12 protein-coding genes are annotated in these 17,893 nt (G+C 70.8%); 9 read left to right on the top strand and 3 right to left on the bottom strand.

Annotation, left to right across the window (positions count from 1 at the left end; all coding sequences use genetic code 11):
* Nucleotides 1–5: 5 nt before the first annotated feature.
* On the bottom strand, nt 6–839 hold the full coding sequence (locus ACGFSH_RS07795) for a hypothetical protein (protein WP_393346002.1): 834 nt from the start codon (nt 837–839) through the stop codon (nt 6–8).
* Nucleotides 840–870: 31 nt separating this feature from the next.
* Nucleotides 871–1,161 carry a hypothetical protein gene (locus ACGFSH_RS07790; RefSeq protein ID WP_393346000.1) on the bottom strand — a complete coding sequence of 97 codons (291 nt, stop codon included), beginning with the start codon at nt 1,159–1,161 and terminating at the stop codon, nt 871–873.
* Between the two features lie 282 nt (nt 1,162–1,443).
* Here ACGFSH_RS07790 and ACGFSH_RS07785 point away from each other — a divergent pair, with 282 nt between their 5' ends.
* The 4 genes from ACGFSH_RS07785 (at nt 1,444) to ACGFSH_RS07770 (ending at nt 10,574) form a co-directional block, all read left to right on the top strand.
* Nucleotides 1,444–3,849 carry an ABC transporter family substrate-binding protein gene (locus tag ACGFSH_RS07785; RefSeq protein ID WP_393345998.1) on the top strand — a complete coding sequence of 802 codons (2,406 nt, stop codon included), beginning with the start codon at nt 1,444–1,446 and terminating at the stop codon, nt 3,847–3,849.
* A gap of 266 nt (nt 3,850–4,115) precedes the next feature.
* Complete coding sequence (gene typA / locus ACGFSH_RS07780) at nt 4,116–6,023, top strand: translational GTPase TypA (RefSeq protein ID WP_393345996.1); 1,908 nt, start codon at nt 4,116–4,118, stop codon at nt 6,021–6,023.
* A 139-nt stretch (nt 6,024–6,162) separates the two neighbouring features.
* Nucleotides 6,163–6,669 (top strand): DinB family protein, encoded by a 507-nt coding sequence (locus ACGFSH_RS07775; protein WP_393345994.1) that lies wholly within the window; start codon nt 6,163–6,165, stop codon nt 6,667–6,669.
* A gap of 410 nt (nt 6,670–7,079) precedes the next feature.
* Nucleotides 7,080–10,574, top strand: coding sequence for a BTAD domain-containing putative transcriptional regulator (locus ACGFSH_RS07770; protein ID WP_393345992.1), 3,495 nt, complete (start codon nt 7,080–7,082; stop codon nt 10,572–10,574).
* 22 nt (nt 10,575–10,596) lie between these two features.
* Here the strand turns inward: ACGFSH_RS07770 and ACGFSH_RS07765 are convergent, their stop codons facing one another.
* Nucleotides 10,597–11,391: a BTAD domain-containing putative transcriptional regulator gene (locus ACGFSH_RS07765; protein ID WP_393345990.1), complete on the bottom strand. Its 795-nt coding sequence runs from the start codon at nt 11,389–11,391 to the stop codon at nt 10,597–10,599.
* Between the two features lie 614 nt (nt 11,392–12,005).
* Here ACGFSH_RS07765 and ACGFSH_RS07760 point away from each other — a divergent pair.
* The 5 genes from ACGFSH_RS07760 (at nt 12,006) to ACGFSH_RS07740 (ending at nt 17,840) form a co-directional block, all read left to right on the top strand.
* Nucleotides 12,006–13,622: an ABC transporter substrate-binding protein gene (locus ACGFSH_RS07760; RefSeq protein WP_393345988.1), complete on the top strand. Its 1,617-nt coding sequence runs from the start codon at nt 12,006–12,008 to the stop codon at nt 13,620–13,622.
* Between the two features lie 152 nt (nt 13,623–13,774).
* Nucleotides 13,775–14,701 (top strand): ABC transporter permease, encoded by a 927-nt coding sequence (locus ACGFSH_RS07755; RefSeq protein ID WP_393345986.1) that lies wholly within the window; start codon nt 13,775–13,777, stop codon nt 14,699–14,701.
* Nucleotides 14,694–15,632 (top strand): ABC transporter permease, encoded by a 939-nt coding sequence (locus ACGFSH_RS07750; RefSeq protein WP_256915667.1) that lies wholly within the window; start codon nt 14,694–14,696, stop codon nt 15,630–15,632. Before ACGFSH_RS07755 ends, ACGFSH_RS07750 begins: the two co-directional genes overlap by 8 nt.
* A gap of 11 nt (nt 15,633–15,643) precedes the next feature.
* Nucleotides 15,644–16,699, top strand: coding sequence for an ABC transporter ATP-binding protein (locus ACGFSH_RS07745; RefSeq protein WP_393345983.1), 1,056 nt, complete (start codon nt 15,644–15,646; stop codon nt 16,697–16,699).
* Complete coding sequence (locus tag ACGFSH_RS07740; RefSeq protein ID WP_393345981.1) at nt 16,692–17,840, top strand: ABC transporter ATP-binding protein; 1,149 nt, start codon at nt 16,692–16,694, stop codon at nt 17,838–17,840. Before ACGFSH_RS07745 ends, ACGFSH_RS07740 begins: the two co-directional genes overlap by 8 nt.
* Nucleotides 17,841–17,893: the final 53 nt, after the last annotated feature.

Genomic DNA, 17,893 nt, shown 5'->3' with positions numbered 1-17,893 from the left:
AGCATCTAGAAAAACCTCGGATCGTCGAAGACACCGGACGCGACGAGATAGACGTAGAAGTCGGCGAGCGCGACGCTCACCAGCGACGCCCAGGCCAGCAGCATGTGGCGGGCGTTGAGGCGGCCGACGAACTGCCAGGCCCGGTAGCGCACGGGGTGCTTGGAGAAGTGCTTCAGCTTGCCGCCGACGATGTGCCGGCAGGAGTGGCAGGAGAGCGTGTACGCCCAGATCAGGGTGATGTTGAGCAGGAAGACGAGGGTGCCGAGGCCCATGTGGCCCCACGCGTGGTGCTCGTCGCGGAAGGAGAGCACGGCGTCGTAGGTGAGGATCCCGGCGACGAGGATCGCCGCGTAGAAGAAGTACCGGTGGATGTTCTGGAGGATCAGCGGGAAGCGGGTCTCGCCGGTGTACTTCGTGTGCGGCTCGGCGACCGCGCAGGCCGGCGGCGAGGCCCAGAAGCCCCGGTAGTAGGCCTTGCGGTAGTAGTAGCAGGTGAGGCGGAAGCCCAGCGGGAAGATCAGGATGATGATCGCGGGGGAGATGCCCCACCAGCTGCCGAAGAGGTCCGTGTTCGGGCCGGCGTGCATGGGCCGGCAGTTCTCCGCCAGGCACGGCGAGTAGAACGGCGAGACGTAGGGCGCCGCGTAGTAGTCCGCGTTCGCGAAGGCCCGCCAGGTCGAGTAGACGATGAACGCCAGCAGGCCGGCCGCGGTGGCGGCGGGGGCCAGCCACCAGCGGTCGGTCCGCAGGTGGGGCGCGGCGATCGCGGCGCGGCCAGCGCCGCGGACGCCGCTTCGGGGACGGGGGTCGGTGGAGGGGGGTTCCGTACCAGTGGCCAACTCAGGACTCCGGTCGGGTCAGGGGCTCGGGTCAGGGTGCGTGCCGGTGCCGGGCGCCGAGTCCCTCGTCGTCGGTGTCGATCCACAGGGAGTCGTCGTAGGGGGTGTCGGGGATGGTGAGCAGCTCGGGCCGGCGCGGAGTGCCGGGCTGGGCCGTCGCTTCGCGCAGCAGCGCGACGCTCTCCTTCAGATGGGCGGCGTCTGCGCGGACGCGGCGCATCTCCAGGCCGCCGCTGCCGAGCTGCTGTTCCAGTCGGCCGACGGACCGGGACAGGTCGTCGAGGCAGCGCTGGACCGCTGTCAGGTCGTCGTGCACGGACATGCCATGACCTCGCTTCCGTGGGCGTCTCGCCCTGGACGGGAACGTTCATGTGCGCCTGCGAGTGTTGCGCGTCACACCGGTGGATGTGAAGGCGTGTGCAGCGATTGGCGGATGCGCAGGGGGTGCGTTGCTCCGCACGAGTGGCCTTCGACGGTCCCGCCGCCGTGTCGCCGTCGGCAGGCGAACCGTTTCGCTTTCAGTGGGCCGTAGATCTGATCAACACGCAAATACCGCCGAACGTGATCAGAACGCACCGGCAGCGGCTCACCGGAGGTACCAGAGATGTCCCACGACGGCGTCGGCCCGCGCGCGGTGACGCGTTCGGTCGCCTTCCTCACCGCAGGCGTGCTCGCGGTGCCCCTGCTCACCGGCTGCGGCTCCTCGGACGAGGCCGGCCGGCCCCTGGCCCGCCAGGACGTCGCCCGCGCCGACCGCGCCTCGGTCGCCGACGGCGGCACCCTGCGCTGGGCGGTGGACGCCGTCCCGGAGACCTTCAACGCCTTCCAGTCGGACGCGGACCAGACGACCGCCCAGGTCGCCCAGGCCGTGCTCCCCTCGATGTTCCGGATGGACGCGAACGGGCGGCCGCAGCGCGACGCCGACTACCTGGAGTCCGCGAAGGTCGTCGCCACCGAGCCCAAGCAGGTCGTGCTGTACAAGCTGAACCAGCAGGCCGTCTGGAGCGACGGCCGGGAGATCGGCGCCGCAGACTTCGCCGCCCAGTGGCGGGCGCTGTCGGGCAAGGACAGCGCGTACTGGACCGCCCGCAACGCCGGCTACGACCGCATCGAGAAGATCGAGCGCGGGGCCAACGACCTGGAGGTCAAGGTCACCTTCGGCCGCACCTACGCCGACTGGCGCTCGCTGTTCTCCCCGCTGTACCCGAAGGACGTCATGGGCACCCCCGACTCCTTCAACGACGGCGCGCGGCGCACGCTGAAGGTGACCGCCGGGCCGTTCGCCGTGAAGAAGGTCGACCGCAAGAAGAAGCAGGTCGGCCTCACCCGCAATCCGCGCTGGTGGGGGAAGCCGGCCAAGCTCTCCGAGATCGTGCTGACGGCCGTCCCGAGGGACGAGCGGACGTCCGCGCTGGCCGCCGGGAAGATCGACCTGGCCGAGATCGACCCGTCCGACGCACAGAACGTCGACGGCGCCGCCCGCGGCACGGCCGGACCGCCCGCCGGGACCGGACCCGCCGGCCTGGAGGCCCTGCGCAGATGGGCCCTCGCCCACGGCATCGACCCGGCCGGCGGGAAGGACGGCGACACGGCCGACGGCAAGGCCCGCGGGAAGTCCGCCGGGAAGGCCGACGACGAGTCCGACGAGCAGTCGGACGAGCAGTCGGACGACGAGGCCGACGACGAGAAGAAGTCCTCGGGCGAGAAGGCCCGCGCGAAGTTGACCGCGGCGATCGCCGAGTGGCAGAGCCGGCAGAAGGCGCTGCGCGCCTTCGAGGTCCGCAGATCGCTGGAGCCCGCCTACACCCAGCTGGCCCTGAACGGCGCGCAGGGCCCGCTGGCGGACGAGCGGGTGCGGCGGGCCGTGGCCCGCGCCCTGGACCGCAAGGAACTGGCCAAGGCCGTCCTCAAGCCGCTGGGCCTGCCCGCCGAGCCCGTGGGCAGCCACCTCGCCCTGGCCGGACAGGACGCCTACGCCGACAGCAGCGGAGCCCTCGGCGACCAGGACACCGCCGAGGCGCAGGCGCTCCTCGCCGACGCCGGCTGGGTGGCCGGCGGCCCCGTCAAGGAGAAGGACAAGGACAAGGGCGAGAAGGCGGCCGGCTCGGCCGGCAAGAAGGAGAGCGGGCCGGACGCCGAGAAGCCGGAGAAGGGCGGCAAGCCGGAGAAGGGCGAGAAGGCCAGGAAGAAGGACGACGACGGCACGTACATCGTCGGCGAGGACGACAAGGCGGCCGGCGACGAACGCCACGACGCCGCGAAGAACGAGGCCGGCGGACACCGGCTCGCCCAGGACGGCAAGCAGTACCGGCAGCCGCACCGGGGAGGCGCCCCCGGCGCCTACGCCCCCAAGGGCACCGCCGCGCCCCACGCCGACGCGGCGCTCCAGGCCGGCGCGGCCCCCAAGGGCACCGCCGCGCCCGTCGCCGCCCCGGCCAAGGCGCTGGCCAAGGACGGCAAGGCGCTCGACCTGCGGTTCGTGCTGCCGTCCGGCCCGGGATCGCAGTCCCTGGAGGCGGTCGCCGAGCGGATCGCCAAGATGCTGGCGAAGGTCGGCATCCGGACCGAGATCACCAAGGTCTCCGACGCGAGCTACTTCAAGGACCACATCGCGTCCGGCGACTACGACCTCGCGCTGTACTCCTGGCCGGCGTCCGCCTTCCCGGCCACCGACGCCCGGCCGATCTACGCCAAGCCGCGGCCCGCCGCGGACGGCTCCCTGACCGTGGAGCAGAACTACACCCGGGTCGGCACCGACCAGGTCGACCAGCTGTTCGCCCAGGCGCTCGCGACCCTGGACCGGGACGAGGCCCGCTCCCTGATCCGCAAGGCCGACTCGCGCATCTGGGCGGCCGCCGGATCGATCCCCCTCTACCAGCGGCCGCAGCTCACGGCCGTGCGGAAGAACGTGGTGAACGCGGGGGCCTTCGGCTTCCAGACGCCCGTCTACGAAAACATGGGCTTCCTGAAGAAGGGCGCGAAGGCCGCCGGGAGCCCTGCGCGCAAGTGAGCGCGCGGCGGGCCCGCAACCACCGCGCGACCTGCGCGGGACCGGCTCCGCAGGCGGCGGGCGACCGGGCCCGGATCCCACGTGGATCCGGGCCCGGACGCGGTGCGGGAGGCCGTCCGCGGACCGGCCGTGCGGCCCTGCGGAGGCCGTCGCCCGCCGGGCCACGTACCATGGGGTGAGGCCGTGGCGTGTCAAGCCCGGCAGGGCCCGCGTAACACAGACGTACGCAGCAGGGTCGCCCTCACACTCCGGGAGAACGCCGCTTTATGGCCACGCGCCACGACATCCGCAACGTAGCCATCGTCGCCCACGTCGACCACGGCAAGACCACTCTGGTCGATGCCATGCTCAAGCAGGCCGGCGCCTTCGCCGCGCACGCCGCCGAGTCGCTCGACGACCGCATGATGGACTCGAACGACCTGGAGCGTGAGAAGGGCATCACGATCCTCGCCAAGAACACGGCGGTGAAGTACCACCCCAAGGACGGGGGGGACGTCGTCACGATCAACATCATCGACACCCCCGGTCACGCCGACTTCGGCGGCGAGGTGGAGCGCGGCCTGTCGATGGTCGACGCCGTCGTGCTGCTGGTGGACGCCTCCGAGGGCCCGCTGCCGCAGACCCGCTTCGTGCTGCGCAAGGCGCTTCAGGCCCGCCTGCCCGTCATCCTGTGCATCAACAAGACGGACCGTCCCGACTCGCGCATCGACGAGGTCGTCAACGAGGCCTACGACCTCTTCCTCGACCTCGACGCCGACGAGGACCAGATCGAGTTCCCGATCGTCTACGCCTGCGCGCGTGACGGCGTCGCCTCGCTGACCAAGCCGGAGGACGGCACGGTCCCGAAGGACAGCGACAACCTGGAGCCCTTCTTCTCCACGATCCTGTCGCACGTCCCGGCCCCCGAGTACGACGAGGAGGCCCCGCTCCAGGCGCACGTCACCAACCTGGACGCCGACAACTTCCTCGGCCGTATCGCGCTGCTGCGCGTCGAGCAGGGCGAGCTGCGCAAGGGCCAGACCGTCACGTGGATCAAGCGCGACGGCACGATGGCCAACGTGCGCATCACCGAGCTGCTGATGACCGAGGCGCTCACCCGCAAGCCCGCCGAGAAGGCCGGCCCGGGTGACATCTGCGCCGTCGCCGGCATCGCCGACATCATGATCGGCGAGACCCTCGCCGACCCCGAGAACCCGGTCGCGCTGCCGCTCATCACGGTCGACGAGCCGGCCATCTCGATGACCATCGGCACCAACACCTCGCCGCTGGTCGGCCGCGGCGGCACCGGCAAGGGCGCCGACAACAAGGCCGCCGTCAAGGACCGCAAGGTCACCGCCCGCCAGGTCAAGGACCGCCTCGACCGCGAACTGGTCGGCAACGTCAGCCTCCGCGTCCTGGACACCGAGCGTCCCGACGCCTGGGAGGTGCAGGGCCGCGGCGAGCTGGCGCTGGCCATCCTGGTCGAGCAGATGCGCCGCGAGGGCTTCGAGCTGACCATCGGCAAGCCGCAGGTCGTCACCAAGCTCGTCGACGGCAAGGTCTACGAGCCCGTCGAGCGCATGACGATCGACGTGCCCGAGGAGCACATGGGCGCCGTCACGCAGCTCATGGGCGTGCGCAAGGGCCGGATGGACAACATGTCCAACCACGGCTCCGGCTGGGTCCGCATGGAGTTCGTGGTCCCCTCCCGCGGCCTCATCGGCTTCCGCACCGAGTTCCTCACCGGTACGCGCGGCACGGGCATCGCCCACTCCATCCACGAGGGCCACGAGCCGTGGTTCGGCACCCTGACGACCCGTAACAACGGTTCGCTCGTCGCCGACCGCGCCGGCGCCGTCACCGCGTTCGCGATGACCAACCTCCAGGAGCGCGGCGTCCTGTTCACCGACCCCGGCACCGAGGTGTACGAGGGCATGATCGTCGGCGAGAACTCGCGCTCCGACGACATGGACGTGAACATCACCAAGGAGAAGAAGCTCACGAACATGCGGTCGTCGTCGGCCGACTCGTTCGAGGCGATCGTCCCGCCGCGCAAGCTGTCGCTGGAGCAGTCCCTGGAGTTCTGCCGCGACGACGAGTGCGTCGAGGTGACCCCGGAGGCCATTCGCATCCGCAAGGTCGTCCTCGACCAGCGCGACCGCGCCCGCACGGCGAGCCGCGCCAAGCACAGCTGATCCGCGAGCAGTTCGCGGCCGGGCGCACGCGCCCACCGGCCCGGGTCCCCTTCACGGGGGCCCGGGCTTTTCCGTGGCCGGCTTCGGCGCGGGGGAATCCCCTCGACAGGCGGGCGGGGGGCCGGACATGCTCGGCGCGATGACGAGAATCGACGACATGCCCGCCGCCTGGGACGAACGTGCCCAGCTGACCACCTTCCTCGACTACGCCCGGGACACCGCCAGGGCCAAGTGCGCGGACCTCTCCGACGCGGACGCCCGCAGGGCGCCCCTGCCGGGTTCGCCGCTGATGACCCCGAGCGGGGTGATCAGCCATCTGCGCTGGGTCGAGTACTACTGGTTCCGCGTGGTCCTCCTCGGCGAGGAGGACGAAGGACCCTGGACCGACGAGGACCCCGACCGCGAGATGCGCATCGCCGTCGACATTCCCCTCGCGAGCCTGCTCTCCGAGTACGCCGAACAGGCCGACGCCCACCGCGCGCTGGTCGCCGGGACGGTTCTGGACACCCGGGCGAGCCGGCCGATCCGCGACGGCCGCCATGTGGACCTGCGCTGGATCCTCCTGCACCTGATCGAGGAGACGGCCCGGCACAACGGTCACCTCGACATCATGCGTGAGCTGATCGACGGCACCACCGGCATGTGACCGCCGGGCACGACGTCCCCGGCCACCCGCGGCGGTCCCGCCGAGCCCCGCCGAGTCCCGCCCGGTCCCGCGGGACCGGCGCGAGGCCCGCGCGGACGGCCGGAAGACCGGCGGAGGTCCGGCGGAGTCCGGTGAAAGAGCACTGAAAGCCCGCTGAAAGACCACAGAAAGACCGCTGAAGGAGCCGGGAAAGACCGGGCCCGGAGACTGGTGGTGCGGGGCGGGCGACCGACGGGGGACACGCGGCGCCCGCCCCGCCTGCACAGCGCGCCGGCCCGCGCCGCGACCGCGTCCGCAGCCTTCGGCCCGGACGCCCCCGGTTGGCCGGAATCCGACCTCGGGCGGCCCGACGATTCGCGTCGGCGAAGCCCCGCGTTGCTCGGCCGTCGCCGCTGGACTACGTTCTGTCAATGCTCTCCCCACGGCTCCGTTTCCGTCTGCTCGGACCCCTGGACATCGAGATCGACGGACGGGCCGTCTCGCTCACCGGACGTCAACGGGCGCTGTGCGCGGTCCTCCTGCTCCACGCCAACCAGGTCGTCTCCGTCGACCGGCTGATCCAGTGCCTGTGGGACGACCGCCCGCCCGGCGCCGGCGCGGCCCGCGTCCGGGCCCTCGTCGCCGAGGTGCGGCGCGCTCTCGGGCCGTCGGGGACGGACCTGCTGACGACCCGTCGCCCCGGCTACGTCATTCACGCCGGTCCGGCCGAACTCGACCTGCTGGCCTTCGAGAACCTCGTCAGGGACGGCTCGCGGGCCGCCGCCGACGGCGACTGGCGGACGGCACGGCGCTGCGGCGAGGAAGCCCTGGAGCTGTGGCGGGACGAGCCGCTGGCCGACCTCCCGGGGGTCGCCGTGCGCGAGGCCGAGCGCCAACGGCTCGGCGAACTGCACCTGGTGGCCCGCGAAAGCGTGGCCGAGGCGGAGATCGAGACCGGCCGGCACCGGCAGGCCATCGCCGAACTGCTGCGGCTGACCGCCGCCCACCCGCTGCGCGAACGCCCGCACGGCCTGCTGATGGCCGCCCTGCACCAGGACGGCCGCAGCGCCGAGGCGCTGGAGCTGTACGCCGCGCTGCGCCGGCGCATGGTGGACGAGCTGGGCATGGAGCCCTCCGTCGACCTCCGGGACCTGCACCGGCGCCTGCTGGGCGACGGCAGGCCCGGCGGCGTCCTCACCGGCGCACCCGGCGCCCGTCCCCCGCGGTCCCGGTCCTGGCCGTCGTCGCCCTCACCGGCATACCCGCGGCCGCTCTCCCAGGGGCCACAGCCGCCGGCCGCCGGCCCCGAGCGGCCCGTGCCGCGCCAACTCCCGCCCGCCCCACGCCGTTTCGTCGGCCGCGACCGGGAAATCGGCCGTCTCGAATCCTGTCTGCGCGACGGCGAACCGCTCGCCCTCATCGTGGGGCCGGCGGGCGTCGGCAAGAGCGCCCTCGCGCTGCACTGGGCCCACCGGGTCGCCGACCGCTTCCCCGACGGCCAGCTCTTCCTGGACATGCGGGGCTTCGACAACGCCGAGCCGATGACCCCGGACGAGGCCCTGCCGCTGCTGCTGCAAGGTCTGGGCTGCGCCCCGCGCGACATCCCGCTGGGCGCGGAGGCGCAGACCGCGCTGTACCGGACGCTGCTGGCGGACCGCCGGGTGCTGGTCGTCCTGGACGACGTGGCCGACGCCTCGCACGTCCGGCGGCTGCTGCCCGCGTCGGCCGGCTCGCTCACGCTGGTGACGAGCCGCGACAAGCTCAGCGGCCTGGTCACCCTCGACGGCGGCTACCGGGTCTCCTGCGACGTCCTCGACAGCGCGGCCGCGCTGGAGCTGATCAGCGGCGCGGTCGGCGCGGAGGCCGTCGCCGCCGATCCGGAGGCGGCGGCCCGGCTAGTCGAACTCTGCGACCACCTGCCGCTCGCCCTGTGCGTCGCGGGCTCCTGGATCGGCGACCGGCCAGGCAGTATCCGGGCCTACGTGCGCGACCTCGCCGACCGGGGGCGACTGGCGCGGCTGCACGTCGAGGGGGAGGAGTCCGTCGCCGTGCGGGCCGCGCTCGACCTGTCGTACGGGACGCTGCCCGAGGACGCCCGGCTGGCCTTCCGCCGCCTCGGCACGCTGCCCGGCACCGGCCGGTCGGTGCCGGCCGCCGCCGCTGCCGCCGGGACCGGCGAACGCGACCTCGCCGACCGGCTGCGGCTGGCCCAGCGCGTGCACCTGCTGCGCGACGTCGAGCACGGCCGACCCGCGTGGCACGACCTCGTCCACGAGTACGCCCGCGACCGCACGCTCGCCGAGGACTCCCCCGAGGAGCGGGAGGCCGCCGTCACCCGAGTCCTCGACCACTACCTGCAGAGCGTCGTCAACGCCGCCGCCACGGCGGGCCTGTACGTCATGCGCACCCGCCCCGGCCCCGTCGAGGGCTCGCTGCCGCGGGAGTTCGCCACGGCCGAGGAGGCCTACGCCTGGTTCGACGGCGAGTGGGACGACATCGCGGCCGCCGTCGGACACGCCGCCGAGCACGGGCCCGCGCCGTTCGTGTGGTGGCTGGTGGACGCGTTGCAGGACCTGTTCCACCACCGCCGGCCGCTCTCCGACTGGATGCGGCTGGCCACCCTCGCCCGGGAGGTGGCCGCGCGCCACGGCGACGAGGTCGGCCAGGCCTCCATGTGCCTGTCCCTGGGCAGCGCCCGCTGGCGCAACGGCGACCTGCGGGGCGCGCTGGCCGAGTACGAGGAGGGGGAGCAGCTGGCCCGCCGGGCGGGCTGGGCGTACGGCGAGGCCGGCAGCCTCCAGGGCAAGGGCGTCACCCTCAAGCTCCTCGGCGAGCTGCGCCGCGCACTGCCCTGCTACGACCGGGCGCTCGCCCTCTACCGCACCCTGGGGAACGTCAAGAACGAGGAGATCATGCTGATCAACACGGCGTCCCTCAACCTGGCGCTGGGGCGGCTGGACGCGGCCGAGGAGGCGGCCTGTGCCGCCCTCGACCTGATCGGCGACACGGTCCACCACAACCGGGCGATGGCGCTCGTCAGCCTCGCGCAGGTGCGGCAGCGGCAGGCCCGGTTCGACGAGGCCGCGGCGGCGCTGCGCACCTGCTTCCTCGTCTCGCGCGACTCCGGCTCCACCTATACGGAGGCGGTGGCCCTGGAGGCGCTGGGCCGGGTCCGCGCCGACGCCGGCCGGGACGACCGCGCGCTCCTCGCTCACGAGGACGCCCTGGCCGTCTCCCGCCGGGTCGAGAACCGCAACTGCCAGGTCGACAGCCTGGTCGGGATCGCCTCGGTGAAACTGCGGGCGGGCCGCACCGAGGAGGCGGCCGGGCATCTCGACACCGCCTTCGAGACGGCCGAACGCACCGGGCACCGGGCGGGCCTGGTCGAGGTGCTGCTGGCCCGCGCCGATCTGGCCCGCGCCCAGGGCCGTCCCGCCGACGCCCTGGACTGCCTGGAGCGCGCCGAGGGCCTCGCCACCGACGGCACGCCGCTCGCCCTTGCTCGCATCCACCTCACCACCGCCCTCACGCTCCTGGACACCGACCCGGAAGAAGGGGCAAATCCGGACGAGGGCGGACATGTTGACGGGGGTGCACCTGTCGGCCCGGGGGGAGACGGCGCGTCTCCGCTCCCGGTCAGAGCCCGGGACGAGGCGGGCCGGGCCGTCGTCCTGGCCGAGGCCTCCGGGCAGCGCCTGCTGCACGCGCACGCCCTCGCGGCCCTGGCCGCCGCTCACGAGGCGCTCGGCGACGCCGGCTCGGCCCGCACCGCACGGGCCGGCGCCGAAGCGCTGTACGCGGCGATCGGCGTGCGGGCCGGCGCCGGGGTGTCCCCGAGCCCTCTGGCCGGGCACCGGCACCGCGAGCTGCCCCAGGACGCGGAGTCCCGCCTCACCCTCTATCTGAGCGAGCACTTCGACGGCTGACCGCGTCCGGGGGCGCGGCCGCTCAGGCGGACGCGGCGTACGCGCTGCCGACGCCGCCGAGCCCGAGCCGGGGGTCGCGGGCGAGAATGCGCTCCTGGAGCAACCGCAGGTCCGGGCCCGGCTCGCAGCCCAGCAGGTCGACCATCCGCATGCGCAGCAGCCGGAAGCAGTCCAGCGCGTCCGCCTGGCGTCCGCCCCGGTGCAGGGCGAGCATCAGCAGCTCGGCGACCTTCTCGTCGAAGGGGTGCATCTCGGCGAGCCAGTGCAGCTGCGGCAGGCACTCCTCGTGCCGCCCCGCGCGCAGGTACAGCTCGGCGCTGCCGATCAGCGCGTCCCGGTGCTCGCGCCGCAGGGCCGTGCGCGCCGACTCCGCCCAGGGCGTGCGCACGTCGGACAGCGGCTCGCCGCGCCACAGTTCCAGGGCCCGCGCGTACAGGTCGAGGGCGTCGTCCGTCCGTCCGGCGCGGGCGGTGTGCCGTGCCTGCCGGACGAGGGCGCGGAAGCGGCCGGTGTCCACGGACCGCTCGTCGACGGCGAGGACGTACCCGCCGCGCCTGCGGGCCAGTTCGAAGCCGGCGGCCCGCTGCCCGTCGGCCCCCAGGGCTTTGCGCAGCCGGGTGGCCTGGATGTAGAGCGCGTCACGCGGGTGCATCGGCCGGCGCTCCTGCCACACCCGCTCGATCAGCGTCTCGTCGGCGACGAAGGCGCCCGGGGTCCAGGCCAGCGCCGTCAGCAGCAGTTTGGTGCCGTGCGGAAGCGGCAGTTTGCCGCCGGAGTGGGCGCGGGCCTCCACGCAGCCCAGCAACTGGATTTCCATGCCGTACCCCCGTACCTCGAACCACGTGAGTCACCACTGTGCGCGTCCGGTGTTCGGCTGGCGCATGGATGCTGCACGGGCCCGGGGGCCCGGGTCCGTCGTAAGGAACACGTAGGGAAAACCCTTCATCCTGGTCATGGAGTCCGCTCGAAGGGCCTTTGCCTACTAGCCTGCTGTGTGAACGGTGGGCCTGCGCGGCTTCGAGCGCGCCTCCGTGTGTCTCCGGACACCCCGTCGCGGGTGGGTCGGCGCGGCCGATGCACATGGCCGACCGGGAGGCAAGTGAATTTCCTCTCCCGGTTGTCCGCAATGCGGACAGTCATCCCCGATAGATGTGTAACAAGTCCGTTTCGCAGGGATCTTTCTGCTAGCCGTTTGTCCGGATTTTGGAAGAAGTACACATCAGGTGTGATCGAACCGAGACCTTTGGGGTGTGGTTCGCTCTACGCCCATGGCAGATAGTTAGGCGCGTAGAGCTCGGAATGAACGGGTCACGCGCTGCAGCTGCGGCGACTCGCGAGCCCGGGGGGCACCTGACTGTTTCAGGCACCGGTGACGGTGGTGTCATGTGCCCCTTCATGCGGTGAACCAATGGACTCATGAGGAGGAGCCCCATGCGTGGTGCCAAGAGCGCCAAGTGGGTTGCGATAGCCGCCGTTGTGGCGCTGGGTGCGACGGCCTGTGGCGGTGGTGGTGACTCGGGCAGCTCGGCCAAGGGCGACGGCACCGTGTCGGTGGAGATCGGCGAACCGCAGAACAGCCTGGTCCCCACCAACACGTACGAGACCGAGGGCGGCCAGGTCATCAACGCCCTCTTCACGGGTCTGACCAAGCTTGACGCCAGCAACAAGGTCGTCAACGCGATGGCTCAGTCGATCGAATCCACCGACAACAAGGTGTGGACGATCAAGCTGAAGTCGGGCTACACCTTCCACAACGGCGAGAAGGTCACCGCCCAGTCCTTCATCGACGCCTGGAACTACGGCGCGAACCAGACCAACGCGCAGCAGACCAACCCGCTGTTCAGCCACATCCAGGGTTACAGCGACCTGAACCCGGGCGAGGGCAAGAAGCCCACGACCGACAAGCTCTCCGGTCTGAAGGCCGTGGGCGAGGACACCATCCAGGTCACCCTGACCGGCGCGTTCTCCGCGTTCCCCTCGCAGCTCTCCTTCACCGCGTTCGTCCCGCTGCCGAAGGCGTTCTTCAAGGACCCCAAGGGCTTCGGCGAGGCTCCGATCGGCAACGGTCCCTTCGAGATGAAGGGCAAGTTCAAGCACAACGAGTCGATCAGCACCACGAAGTACGACAAGTACCCGGACGCCTCGAAGATCGAGGTCAAGGGCGTCAACTTCAAGATCTACTCGAACCTGGACACCGCCTACAAGGACCTCGTCGCCGGCAACCTCGACAGCCTGCTGACGATCCCGACCTCGGGTCTGCCCACGTACAAGAAGGACCTGCCGAACCGCACGCTCGACGAGCCCGACTCGGCCGTCGGCTACATCGGCTTCCCGGTCAAGTACAACAAGGCCTTCCAGAACCCGGATCTGCGCAAGGCCATCTCGATGTCGATCGACCGGAAGACGATCTCCGACAAGATCTTCCTCGGCGCCCGCACCCCGGCGGACGACTACATCAGCCCCATCATCGACGGCTACCGCAAGGGCGCCTGCGGTGACGCCTGCACGCTGAACCCGGCGAAGGCCAAGGAGCTGTACAAGAAGAGCGGCGGGCTGCCCGGCAACACGCTGGAGATCGGCTACAACGCCGACGGCGGCCACAAGGACTGGGTCGAGGCGGTCGCCAACCAGATCCAGCAGAACCTGGGCGTCAAGGTCACGGCCAAGCCGTTCGAGCAGTTCCAGACGATCCTGAACGACCTGGACGCCAAGAAGTACAGCGGCGCCTTCCGGATGGCCTGGAGCATGGACTACCCGGACGCGGAGAACTACCTCCGCCCGGTCTTCTCCAAGGACGCCATCGCCAACGGCTCCAACTACTCGGGCTACGTCAACGAGGAGTTCGAGAAGCTCCTCGTCAAGGCCGACCAGGCCCAGACGCACGAAGAGGCCGTGAAGCTGTACCAGCAGGCGGACGACGTCCTGCTGAAGGACCTGCCGTACATCCCGGTGTACTTCTACACGATGAACGCGGGCTTCAGCGACAAGATCAAGTCGATGAAGGTCGCCGGTCACCAGATCCTGTGGGACACGGTCAAGCTCAGCTGACCCGAGTCTGAGCAGTTCCGAAACACAGCGGAACAGGGTGAGCAGGGGGGCGGGTCACCAGCCTTCCCCTGCTCACCCCTTCTGCCGTCTCCCGTCCGACAGTGCCGCCTTCCCGGCAGCGGGCGGGTCGAGCACCCCCCTCTGGAGTACCGATGGGCCGATACGTCGTGCGCCGCCTCCTGCAGGTAATCCCTGTGGCGATTGGCGTCACGTTCATCATCTTCTGCCTGGTCTTCGCTCTGCCCGGCGACCCGATCCAGGCACTGGCCGGCGACAAGCGCGCCGACCCGAACATCGCGGCGATCCTGCGCGACCACTACCACCTCAACCAGCCGCTGTACATGCAGTACTGGCACTACATCAGCGGCGTCTTCACCGGTGATCTCGGTGAGACCTACAACGGGCGTGCCGTCTCCGACCTCGTGTCCCAGCGGTTCCCCATCACGTTGAAGCTGGGCCTCACCGCCTTCGCCCTCGAAGCCGTCATCGGCATCCTGGCGGGCATCTTCGCCGCGCTGAAGCGCGGCAAGTTCCTCGACAACGTGGTGCTGATCTCCACGCTCGTGCTGATCTCCATCCCCGTCTTCGTCCTGGGCAGCGTGCTCCAGCTCGAGTTCGGCGTGAACCTCAAGATCACGCCGGTGGCGGGCATCCAGCAGGGCTGGCCGCAGAGCTACATCCTTCCCGCGATCGTGCTGGCCACGACCTCGATGGCCTACATCGCCCGCCTCACCCGGGCGAGCATGACGGAATCGGTGCGCGCCGACTACGTGCGCACGGCGGTCGCCAAGGGTCTGCCGCAGCGCCGGGTCATCGGCCTGCACGCCCTGCGCAACTCGCTGATCCCGGTCGTCACCTTCCTGGGCTTCGACCTCGGCGCGCTCATGGGCGGCGCCATCATCACCGAGCGCGTGTTCAACATGCCTGGCATCGGCCAGCAGTTGGCGCAGTCCCTCTATCTGCGCGAGCGTCCCGTCGTCGTCGGACTGGTCACCCTCCTGGTGCTGATCTACCTGGTCGCGAACCTGCTCGTCGACCTGCTGTACGCCGTGCTCGACCCGAGGATCCGTTATGAGTGAGAAGACGATAGAGAGGCCGACCACCGACGAGGCCGCCCTCGCCAAGGAGATCGAGGCCGACGAGAAGGCGGCGGCACGTCAGGCGAGCCTGCTCAAGGACGGCTGGGCCGACCTGCGCAAGCGCCCGATGTTCATCGTGTCGGGGCTCGTCATCGTGTTCCTGCTCGCCGTGGCCGTCGTCCCCGGTCTGTTCACGGCGCGCTCCCCGTTCTCGGACGGCTTCTGCCAGCTCCAGAACTCGATGACGCCGCCCACCTCGGGCCACCTGTTCGGCTACGACGTCCAGGGCTGCGACATCTACACGCGGACGATGTACGGCGCCCGCAACTCGATCATCGTGGGCGTGGTGACCACCATCGCCACGACGCTGATCGGCGGCCTGGTGGGCATGCTGGCCGGCCTCATCGGCGGCTGGATCGACGCGCTGCTGTCCCGCATCACCGAGGTCTTCTCGGCGCTGCCGCTGCTCGTCGGCGGTCTGCTGATCATGTCGATCTGGGGCGGCGGCGACGTGTGGTCGGTGTCGTTCATCATGGCGATCCTCGGCTGGCCCCAGGTCTTCCGCATCATGCGCGGCGAGGTCATCTCCAACAAGTACAACGACTACGTGGCGGCCGCCCGCGCGCTCGGCGCGGGTCCCGGGCGGATCGCGTTCCGGCACATCCTGCCGAACACTCTCGCCCCCGTCATCGTCATCACCACCATGAACCTGGGCGTCTACATCGCGGCCGAGGCCGCCCTGTCCTACCTGGGCATCGGCATCCAGTACCCCAACATCTCGTGGGGTCTGATGATCAGCGACGCCCAGGACCGGTTCCTGACCTCGCCGCACGCACTGCTGTTCCCGGCCGGCGCCCTGAGCATCACCGTGCTGGCGTTCATCATGCTCGGCGACGTGGTGCGCGACGCCTTCGACCCCAAGATGCGCTGAGGGAGGCGTACGTGACCATCATCGATCAGACAGACGCCGTCCCGGCTCCGCGGGACGGCGAGAGCACCGCCCCGCTTCTCGACGTGCGGAACCTGCACGTCGAGTTCGACACCCGCGAGGGCGTCGTCCGGGCCGTCAACGGGGTCAACTACTCCGTGAACTCCGGCGAGACCCTCGCCGTGCTCGGCGAGTCCGGCTCGGGCAAGTCCGTGACGGCCCAGGCCATCATGGGCATCCTCGACATGCCGCCGGCCCGCATCCCCCAGGGCGAGATCCGCTTCCACGGCCGGGACATGCTCGCCATGTCCGAGGAGGAACGGCGCAAGATCCGCGGTGCGCGCATCGCGATGATCTTCCAGGACGCGCTGTCCTCGCTCAACCCCGTGCTCAGCGTGGGCTTCCAGCTCGGTGAGATGTTCCGCGTCCACCAGGGGATGTCCCGCAAGGCCGCCAAGGCCAAGGCCGTGGAACTGATGGACCGGGTGAAGATCCCGGCGGCCGCGGCACGGGTGAACGACTACCCGCACCAGTTCTCCGGCGGTATGCGCCAGCGCATCATGATCGCCATGGCGCTCGCCCTGGAGCCCGACCTGATCATCGCCGACGAGCCGACCACGGCTCTCGACGTGACCGTCCAGGCCCAGGTGATGGACCTGCTCGCGGAGTTGCAGCGCGAGTATCAGATGGGTCTCATCCTCATCACCCACGACCTCGGTGTGGTCGCGGACGTCGCCGACAAGATCGCGGTGATGTACGCGGGCCGGATCGTGGAGACCGCGCCGGTGCACGAGCTGTACAAGCGCCCCGCCCACCCCTACACGCGCGGTCTGCTCGACTCGATCCCGCGTCTGGACCAGAAGGGCCAGGAGCTCTACGCGATCAGGGGCCTGCCGCCCAACCTGCTGAAGGTGCCGCACGGCTGCGCCTTCAACCCCCGTTGCGACCGCGCGCAGGACGTGTGCCGCACGGACGTTCCGGCCCTGGTCCAGGTGACCGAGCGGGACGGGACGGCACTGCCCGGCCGCGCCAGCGCGTGCCACTTCTGGAAGGAGACGATCCATGGCTGACACGACCAAGGCCACCGAGCCCGGGGACGCCACGCCCAACGTCTCCCCGCTGGAGGTCGCCGACGTGCACTCGGTGGAGGAGAAGGTCGCCGCCCTCGACACGCCCGTCGGGCGGGGCGAGCCGATCCTCCAGGTGCGCAACCTCGTCAAGCACTTCCCGCTGACGCAGGGCATCATCGTCAAGCGGCAGGTCGGCGCGGTGAAGGCCGTCGACGGCATCTCCTTCGACCTGTACCAGGGCGAGACCCTGGGCATCGTGGGCGAGTCCGGCTGCGGCAAGTCGACCGTCGCCAAGGTTCTGATGAACCTGGAGAAGGCGACGGCCGGCGAGGTCTTCTACAAGGGCCAGGACATCACCAAGCTGTCCGGGCGGGCGCTGAAGGCGGTCCGCCGGAACATCCAGATGATCTTCCAGGACCCGTACACCTCGCTCAACCCGCGCATGACGGTCGGCGACATCATCGGCGAGCCCTTCGACATCCACCCCGAGGTGGCGCCCAAGGGCGACCGCAGGCAGCGCGTGCGCGAGCTGCTGGACGTCGTCGGTCTGAACCCGGAGTACATCAACCGCTACCCGCACCAGTTCTCGGGCGGTCAGCGTCAGCGCATCGGCATCGCCCGCGGCCTGGCGCTCAACCCCGAGGTCATCATCTGCGACGAGCCGGTCTCCGCGCTGGACGTGTCCGTCCAGGCCCAGGTCATCAACCTGATGGAGCGACTTCAGGACGAGTTCAACCTCTCCTACGTCTTCATCGCGCACGACCTGTCGATCGTCCGGCACATCTCGGACCGGGTCGGCGTGATGTACCTCGGCCGGCTCGCCGAGATCGGCTCCGACGAGCAGATCTACGAGCACCCGACGCACCCGTACACGCAGGCGCTGCTGTCCGCGGTCCCGGTGCCCGACCCGGACGCCCGTGAGGGCCGCGAGCGGATCATCCTCACCGGTGACGTGCCGTCGCCGGCGAACCCGCCGTCCGGCTGCCGCTTCCGCACCCGCTGCTGGAAGGCTCAGGACAAGTGCGCCGAGGAGACCCCTCTCCTGGCCGTCCCCGAGCGTTTCAAGGGCGTGGACACGCCGGCCGCGCACGAGTCGGCCTGCCACTTCGCCGAGGAGAAGGACGTCGTCCACGCGGGGTGACCCGCCGGGCGGCACGGCCGCACACAGCAGAGCGGCCCGCCGGGATTCCCGGC

The sequence above is a fragment of the Streptomyces sp. NPDC048481 genome, assembly GCF_043200075.1.
GTDB lineage: Bacteria > Actinomycetota > Actinomycetes > Streptomycetales > Streptomycetaceae > Streptomyces.
Note: the sequence above shows the minus strand (reverse complement) of the source record. Positions and strands in the feature narration are given on the sequence as shown.

Coding starts and splice junctions, on each gene's coding strand:
- ACGFSH_RS07790 (WP_393346000.1), bottom strand. CDS start 1,161: ATGTCCGTGCACGACGACCTGACAGCGGTCCAGCGCTGCCTCGACGAC.
- ACGFSH_RS07785 (WP_393345998.1), top strand. CDS start 1,444: ATGTCCCACGACGGCGTCGGCCCGCGCGCGGTGACGCGTTCGGTCGCC.
- typA (WP_393345996.1), top strand. CDS start 4,116: ATGGCCACGCGCCACGACATCCGCAACGTAGCCATCGTCGCCCACGTC.
- ACGFSH_RS07775 (WP_393345994.1), top strand. CDS start 6,163: ATGACGAGAATCGACGACATGCCCGCCGCCTGGGACGAACGTGCCCAG.
- ACGFSH_RS07770 (WP_393345992.1), top strand. CDS start 7,080: ATGCTCTCCCCACGGCTCCGTTTCCGTCTGCTCGGACCCCTGGACATC.
- ACGFSH_RS07765 (WP_393345990.1), bottom strand. CDS start 11,391: ATGGAAATCCAGTTGCTGGGCTGCGTGGAGGCCCGCGCCCACTCCGGC.
- ACGFSH_RS07760 (WP_393345988.1), top strand. CDS start 12,006: ATGCGTGGTGCCAAGAGCGCCAAGTGGGTTGCGATAGCCGCCGTTGTG.
- ACGFSH_RS07755 (WP_393345986.1), top strand. CDS start 13,775: ATGGGCCGATACGTCGTGCGCCGCCTCCTGCAGGTAATCCCTGTGGCG.
- ACGFSH_RS07750 (WP_256915667.1), top strand. CDS start 14,694: ATGAGTGAGAAGACGATAGAGAGGCCGACCACCGACGAGGCCGCCCTC.
- ACGFSH_RS07740 (WP_393345981.1), top strand. CDS start 16,692: ATGGCTGACACGACCAAGGCCACCGAGCCCGGGGACGCCACGCCCAAC.